At 68.2% G+C, this 6,726-nt stretch carries 5 protein-coding genes and 1 pseudogene; 5 read left to right on the top strand and 1 reads right to left on the bottom strand.

What is annotated here, in order from left to right:
- The first annotated feature begins 363 nt into the window (after positions 1 to 363).
- The 3 genes from istA (at position 364) to ACAH41_RS13885 (ending at position 3,465) form a co-directional block, all read left to right on the top strand.
- Positions 364 to 1,890 carry an IS21 family transposase gene (istA, locus tag ACAH41_RS13895; RefSeq protein ID WP_370538332.1) on the top strand — a complete coding sequence of 509 codons (1,527 nt, stop codon included), beginning with the start codon at positions 364 to 366 and terminating at the stop codon, positions 1,888 to 1,890.
- Positions 1,891 to 1,925: 35 nt separating this feature from the next.
- Complete coding sequence (gene istB, locus ACAH41_RS13890; protein WP_370538333.1) at positions 1,926 to 2,708, top strand: IS21-like element helper ATPase IstB; 783 nt, start codon at positions 1,926 to 1,928, stop codon at positions 2,706 to 2,708.
- An 85-nt stretch (positions 2,709 to 2,793) separates the two neighbouring features.
- Positions 2,794 to 3,465, top strand: a complete 672-nt coding sequence (locus ACAH41_RS13885) for a transposase (RefSeq protein WP_370538331.1) — start codon at positions 2,794 to 2,796, stop codon at positions 3,463 to 3,465.
- A gap of 1,267 nt (positions 3,466 to 4,732) precedes the next feature.
- Here ACAH41_RS13885 and ACAH41_RS13880 read toward each other — a convergent pair.
- On the bottom strand, positions 4,733 to 5,101 hold the full coding sequence (locus ACAH41_RS13880; protein ID WP_370538330.1) for a hypothetical protein: 369 nt from the start codon (positions 5,099 to 5,101) through the stop codon (positions 4,733 to 4,735).
- Between the two features lie 121 nt (positions 5,102 to 5,222).
- On the opposite strand from ACAH41_RS13880, the pseudogene ACAH41_RS13875 reads away from it, so the two are divergent.
- Together ACAH41_RS13875 and ACAH41_RS13870 are read left to right on the top strand one after the other, a co-directional pair.
- Positions 5,223 to 6,278 (top strand): annotated as a pseudogene (locus ACAH41_RS13875) (integron integrase); the annotation flags it as partial.
- 122 nt (positions 6,279 to 6,400) lie between these two features.
- Positions 6,401 to 6,726 (top strand): PHP domain-containing protein (locus ACAH41_RS13870; RefSeq protein WP_370538329.1); only part of this gene is annotated, 326 nt, incomplete at its 3' end.

Raw genomic sequence — 6,726 nt, 5'->3', positions numbered from 1 at the left:
GGGTGCCGACGATCGACAAGGCCGGCGGGCTCGCCAGCCTTTCGTGCACGCGCTCGGCAAGCGCCCCGGCCGCCAGCATCGCGAAACCGGCGCTCATCGCCGCGGTGGCGGGCAGCCAGGTCGCGAGCTGCGGGTTCAGGTAATAGAGCGCGCCCAGCTGCGTATTTCGGACCAACGTGACCGCCCGTTTCGGCATCGTGACCGCCGATTTCGGGAGCGTGACCGGCCGTTCCGGTGACGTGACCGCCGGAGTCGTTGCACCCGCCTGAGGGCGGACGCCGACCTGTCAAGGGTTCGGCGTCCGGTGTTGCGTGTGACCCACCGCTGATGCCTAGCCTGCGAGCCTTTTTGGCCGGAGAGCCGATGCCGCAGCAACGCATGGACATACGCATGATCAAGGACATCCTCAGACTCAAGTACCACGGCGGCCTGTCGCACGCCGCCATCGCGCTCAGCCTGTCCATCTCCAAGGGCGTCGTCGCCAAGTACCTCGGCTTGGCCGGCGCCGCCGGGCTGGACTGGCGAGCCATCGCCGAACTCGACGAAGCCGGACTCGAGCGTCGGTTGCTCGGACGCGGCGCCGGCGACGATGACCTGGTCGAGCCTGACTACGCCCATGTGCATGTCGAACTGCGCCGCAAGGGCGTGACGCTGATGCTGCTGTGGGCCGAGTACCGCGCCGCGCACCTGGGCCGTCGTACCTGGGCCTACACCCAGTTCTGCGAGCACTACAAGCGCTTTGCCAGGTCGCTCAAGCGTTCGATGCGCCAGCACCGGCGCGCCGGCGAGAAGCTGTTCATCGACTACGCCGGGCCAACCTTGGCCCTGGCCGACGGATCCCGTGCCCAGGTCTTCGTCGCCGCCATGGGCGCGTCCAGCTACACCTTCGCCTGCGCCACCGCCGACCAGAGCATGCGTTCGTGGCTGGGTGCGCTGGCGCGCGCGCTGGCCTTCTACGGCGGCGTGCCCCAACTCATCGTCCCCGACAACCCGCGCGCGCTGGTCTCCCAGGCCTGCCGCTACGAGCCCCAGCTCAACGCCACCGTGCGCGAGTTCGCCCGCCACTACAGCATCTCGTTCCTGCCGGCGCGCCCGTTTTTGCCCAAGGACAAGGCCACCGCCGAGTCCGCGGTGCAAGTCGTCACCCGCTGGATCCTGGCGCGGCTGCGCCACACGGCGCTGGCCGACGTGCCCGCCGCCGACGCCGCCATCGCCGCGCTGCTGCCCGGGCTCAACGAGCGCCGCTTCCAGAAGATCGACGGCAGCCGCGCCAGCCTGTTCGCCAGCCTGGACGCGCCGGCGCTGGCCAGCCTGCCGGCGCAGCGCTGGCAGTGGGCCACCTTCAAGACCGTCAAGGCGCACATCGACTACCACGTCGAGGTCGACTTCCACCGCTACAGCGTGCCGCATCCGCTGGTCGGGCTGGAGCTGCAGGCACGCGTCACCGACGCGCTGGTGGAGGTGCTGCACCGCGGCCAGCGCGTGGCCTGCCATGCCCGCAGCGCGCGCCGCGGCGGCTTCACGACGCTGGACGAGCACATGCCGGCGGCGCACCGCGCACACAAGCAGTGGACGCCCGAGCGGCTGATCCATTGGGGCGGCGAGGTCGGCCCCAGCACCGGCGCCTTCGTGACGCAGTTGCTGCAACGCTTCCGCCACCCCGAGCACGGCTACCGCAGCTGCCTGGGTCTGCTCAGCCTGGCCAAGCGCTACGGGCCGGCCCGGCTGGAAGCCGCCTGCGCCATCGCGCTGGGGCTGGGTGCGGGCTACTACCGCCACGTCCGCGACATCCTGAACAACGGCGCCGACCTGGTCAAGCCAGCCAAGGAGCAGACCCCATGGGTGGCACCCGAGCACGACAACCTGCGCGGCGCGAGCTACTTCCATTGACGCCGACACCGACATCAACTCCCGAGGATCCGATCATGATGATGAACAACACCCTGGAACAACTGCGCGAGCTCAAGCTCGCCGGCATGCTGCAGGCCGTGCAAGAGCAACTCGCCGGCGGCGCCGGTGCGGCGCTGAGCTTCGAGGAACGGCTGGCCCTGATGGTCGACCGCGAGGTCCACCACCGCGGCGACAAGCGGCGCACCGCGCTGCTCAAGCGGGCCGGCCTGAAGTACCCACAGGCCTGCATCGAAGACGTCGACGGCCGCGCCGGGCGCGGCTTCGAGCGCGGCACGCTGATGAGTCTGGCGCTGTCGCGTTGGGTCGAGGACGGCACGGCGATCCTGGCCACCGGGCCCACGGGATCGGGCAAGTCGTGGCTGGCCTGTGCCCTGGCGCAGTACGCCTGCCGGCGCGGGCACTCGGCGCTGTACCTGCGGGTGCCCCGCCTGGCCGACGAACTGCGCATGCTGCACGGCAACGGCGGCTTCTCGCGATGGCTGGCGACAGTGGCGCGCACCGATGTCGTGGTGCTCGACGACTGGGGAATGACGGCCCTGGACGGCCCGACGCGCTCGGACCTGATGGAGCTCATCGACGACCGCGCCGGCACGCGCGCCACCATCGTCACAAGCCAGTTGCCCATCGAGCACTGGCATGCCTGGATCGGCGACGCGACCATCGCCGACGCGATCCTGGATCGACTGCTGTCGCGCAGCCAGCGTCTGCAGCTCAAGGGCAAGTCGTTGCGGCCACCCAAGGCCGGCGCGGCCGATGCGTCGACGCCTGCCGATGCCGGGGCCGGCAACGCGCAATAGGCAAGCGGCCCTATGGATTTGTGCACAGGCCCGCTGGCGCGGGCTGCCCGGCTGAGCGCTGACGCGCTCTCCTGTGGATGGCCGCATGGACAACTCTACGAGTTGCCCACCCGCCCAACCACAGGCCGCCGGCTGCGCACAAGCTCCACAGGGCTCCACCACGCCAGACCAAATAGGGCAAGACAAGAATTCAAAACCCGGGCCCGACGCTCGGGCTTGGGCAGCCCACACGGACCGAATTCGGAGGCGCCTCACACCCTCGAAACAACACCATTCATACAATCTGCCCTGCGCAACACAGCATCGGCTCCGAGGCGGTCACGCTTCCGAAATCGCCGGTCACGTTCGCCGAAATACGCACCCGCGCAAGCTCATGGCCTATGTGGGCTTGGTACCAGGCGAGCATTCCTCGGGTCCCAAGCGGCGCCAAGGCAGCATCACCAAGGCGGGCAACAGCGCCGCACGGCGCATGCTGGTGGAGATCGCCTGGCACTACCAGCACAGCGCGCGCCTGAGCCCAATCATCGCCACGCGCCAGGACCAGTGCCCCAAGGCAGTGACTGACATCGCCTGGGCCGCGCAGCTGCGCTTGCATTCGAAATTCAAGCGCCTGCTGGCGCGTCGAGTCATGAAGAACAAGGCCGTGGTCGCCGTGGCGCGCGAGCTCGCGGGCTTCGTCTGGGCCATCGGCTGCGAGGTGCAGACCTCGGGCTGGCAGGGCATCAACAACGAGTCCTCAGTCGGCCCGATGCACTGAACGCGCCGAACGCAAATACAGCCTTGAAGGAAGAAGAGCAAGGAGGTGATGCACCCAGCGTGTCTGACCAGATGCCGGAGGGGGAACGCGGCGCAGCCGCGGCCACTGGGGAACCCTCGACAACGTTATTGGTGGGCCAGTGCGCGTGCCAGTCATGCGCTTGGTGATCTCAGTCCCTAGAGCGAAGGCAGCCCCGCGACGCAAATTTGTCTTGAGGTATCCAACCCTCGAATATCAGCATGAACAACCGTCGCACATCCATCACGGGTGGCAACCAAAGGCTCCGTCGCGTTCCCCGTCCGGCAACGGGTATTCATCACATCTGTGTTCGCAGAGGGATCGATGTCGCCTCTTGACAAAGAGAAGCCATATCAACGTTTGAGCTGAGCGGCCGCCGCCGGAAAGGCGCTTGGGCCGCGAGACGGATGATGATACTGGCCGGTTCGCGGCCCAAGTGCCTTGCCGGTGGAGGTCCGCTCGAGCGAAGGGTTAGGCGCCCCGATTGGGCCTCGGACTCCCACTCACAGTTGTTCGTGCGAACCAAACGCCCGGCCGTGTGTGGCCGAACTCACGCCGCGGCTGAGGAAGCGGCACTTCGCTCGGCGACCACTGCGCTCGGATGTGAACTCAGCGGCCTGAATGGCAAGGAGGTCGGCTGGTGAGAGGTGTCCGTGAAGACGGGTTGGTGACGTACAGCGTGGTGTGGAACTCCGACAAGCTTCAAGGCACATACGGCTGCCCGTGTTGAGGCTTCCGTCACGCGAGAGACGTCGTCATCCGCGCCGGTTCCGCCCAGCTCGAGCAGGATGAAGTAGTCGAGTACTTCTTGCTCCGTTGGCACGTGATACCTCTTGCTCAACATATGCGGACCCTCTCGTTTGACAGGAGTCTTCAATGTATGTACTCCCGATCCCGCCGCCATCGGCACTTCGGGCCGTCCAAGCTAGTCAGGCGCTCCTCGCCCATCCGGGACGTAGCGCCTCCCCAAGATGAGGGGGGCCGCCATTGGCGGTGGGTGCGAGCGTGTTGGAAGTCGCGCACAGCGGGCCTAGCCAAACTGCAGAGCGGTCGAGCTAGGCGTGTTTGGGGCGTCTAACGTGTTTTCGCCATCATCGCGCCAGTCCACCGCCGAACGCAAATGTGCAGGTCTAGGTACAAGTTCCTTTCCAGGATTGCCACGGATGGCCACAGGCGTCACGGGATTCCTGCTGGTGCGCGCGGAACTCGATGGGTACACGAACCCTCCGCAACCGGAACGTCGGATGGTTCATCGTTCCGACGTGCGCCACAGTAGCCCGAGCGTACGTGCCAGTCGGCGCGGCATGTGCCACAGGCCCGTGGCGGAATCGCGCGTCGCGCCGTGGACGCGGACGAGGTTGCGCAGCGCGTGTTCGCCGCTGCCGAGTCGAATGGCCACAGTGGTCTGGTCGGTCCGTGCGCTCATCACCGGACCTTCGTCGACCACGAGTTCGACCGTCGTGTAGCGCTGCAGCCCGAGCGGATCCTGTCGATACCGAACGCAGACCAGCACATCGCCGTAGCGGTGTTCGAGCTTCAACGCACCGCGCTGGTCCGGCCGGATCGTCTTGACGACGCGGGTGCGCCGGCATGCGGGTTCCTTGTCGTGCGTCGGCATCGGGGAGGAGGGGGATAGAGGGTCTCGAGGTAGGGGGGGGGCTGGCGCTCGCGGGGCTTGCGCGCAGGGGGTCTCCTTCATTATGCTGTATGTATATACAGTCGTCACGGGTCCTGCCGCCATGAACCGCCCTGCGGATCCACCGTCCCCGCCGCCGTCATGCGAAGACGAACTCGTGGCCGGGCCGTTACGCCCCGGTGCGGGCGTGCGGCCTCCGCCGCCGGCCCAGCGCCTGCTCGATCAGGTGCGCGAACGGCTGCGCTATCGGCACTACAGCCTGCGCACCGAGCAGGCCTATCTGCACTGGATCCGCCTGTTCCTGCGGTACCACGAGATGCGCCATCCGCGCGAGATGGCGGGGCCCGAGGTCGAGGCATTCCTGTCGTGGCTCGCCACGGAGCGCCACGTGGCAGTCGCCACGCACAAGCAGGCCTTGTCGGCGCTCGTGTTCCTCTACGAGCAGGTGCTCGAGATGCGCCTGCCGTGGCTCGCCGAGATCGGTCGGCCGAAGAGTCGCGAGCGTCTGCCGGTGGTGCTGACGCATGACGAGGTCGCGCAGGTGCTGCGGCTGATCGAGCCCGAGCAGCGTCTGCTGGCCCAGCTGCTCTACGGGACCGGGCTGCGCATCATGGAGGCGGTGCGCCTGCGCGTGAAGGATGTCGACTTCGAACGCCAGGCCCTCGTGGTGCGGGAAGGCAAGGGCGCGAAGGACCGGGTCGTGATGCTGCCGGCCTCGCTCTTCCCGGCGCTGCGCGAGCAGCTTGCGCAGGCGCATGCGCTCTGGTCGGAAGACCGCCGCGCGGGCCTCGGCAGCGTCTACATGCCCGATGCGCTGGCACGCAAGTACCCGCGCGCCGGATCGTCGTGGACCTGGTTCTGGGTCTTCCCGCAGCGCCTGCCGTCGGTCGATCCGCGCGGTGGTGCGCTGCGCCGCCATCACGTGCAGGACCAGGCTTTCCAGCGCGCCTTCAAGCGCGCGGTCGAGACCGCCGCCATCGTCAAGCCGGCCACGCCGCACACGCTGCGCCACTCCTTCGCCACCCACCTGCTGCAGAACGGCTACGACATCCGCACGGTGCAGGAGCTGCTCGGCCATGCCGACGTCAGCACGACGATGATCTACACCCATGTGCTGAAGCTCGGCGGCGGCGCGGTGCGCAGCCCGTTGGACCTGCTGCGCGCGACGCTGCCGCAGGCCGAGCAGGCGCGGCTCGACACTGTGCCGCGTCCGGGGCCGCGCCGCCGGGGCCATGACGATGACGGCGCAGGCGGCGGCGGCCACGAGGTCCGCGAGGAGCCATGCTGTCCCTATCGGGCTATGCCGAACTCCACTGCCGCAGCAATTTCAGCTTCCTGACCGGGGCCTCGCACCCCGGCGAGCTGGTGCTGCGCGCGGCGCAGCTCGGCTATGCGGCGCTCGCGATCACCGACGAATGTTCACTCGCCGGTGTCGTACGCGCACACCTGGCCCTGCAGGAAGAGCAGGAGCGGCGCCGCCGGCAGCAGCTGCCGCCGCTGGCCTGTCAGCTCGTCATCGGCGCAGAGATGCGCTTGACGGAGACGCCGGCGGCCCTCCCGCCTGCGCCGGGCGGGCCGGCGCGCCACGGCGGGACGCCGGCGCATGC

The sequence above is a fragment of the Ideonella sp. genome (assembly GCF_041287625.1).
Classification (GTDB): Bacteria; Pseudomonadota; Gammaproteobacteria; order Burkholderiales; family Burkholderiaceae_C; genus Ideonella.
Note: the sequence above shows the minus strand (reverse complement) of the source record. Positions and strands in the feature narration are given on the sequence as shown.

What these genes read in the sequence shown, in the direction of transcription:
- ACAH41_RS13880 (WP_370538330.1), bottom strand. Translation starts at nt 5,101, where the DNA reads ATGCCGACGCACGACAAGGAACCCGCATGCCGGCGCACCCGCGTCGTC.
- ACAH41_RS13885 (WP_370538331.1), top strand. Translation starts at nt 2,794, where the DNA reads ATGGACAACTCTACGAGTTGCCCACCCGCCCAACCACAGGCCGCCGGC.
- istA (WP_370538332.1), top strand. Translation starts at nt 364, where the DNA reads ATGCCGCAGCAACGCATGGACATACGCATGATCAAGGACATCCTCAGA.
- istB (WP_370538333.1), top strand. Translation starts at nt 1,926, where the DNA reads ATGATGATGAACAACACCCTGGAACAACTGCGCGAGCTCAAGCTCGCC.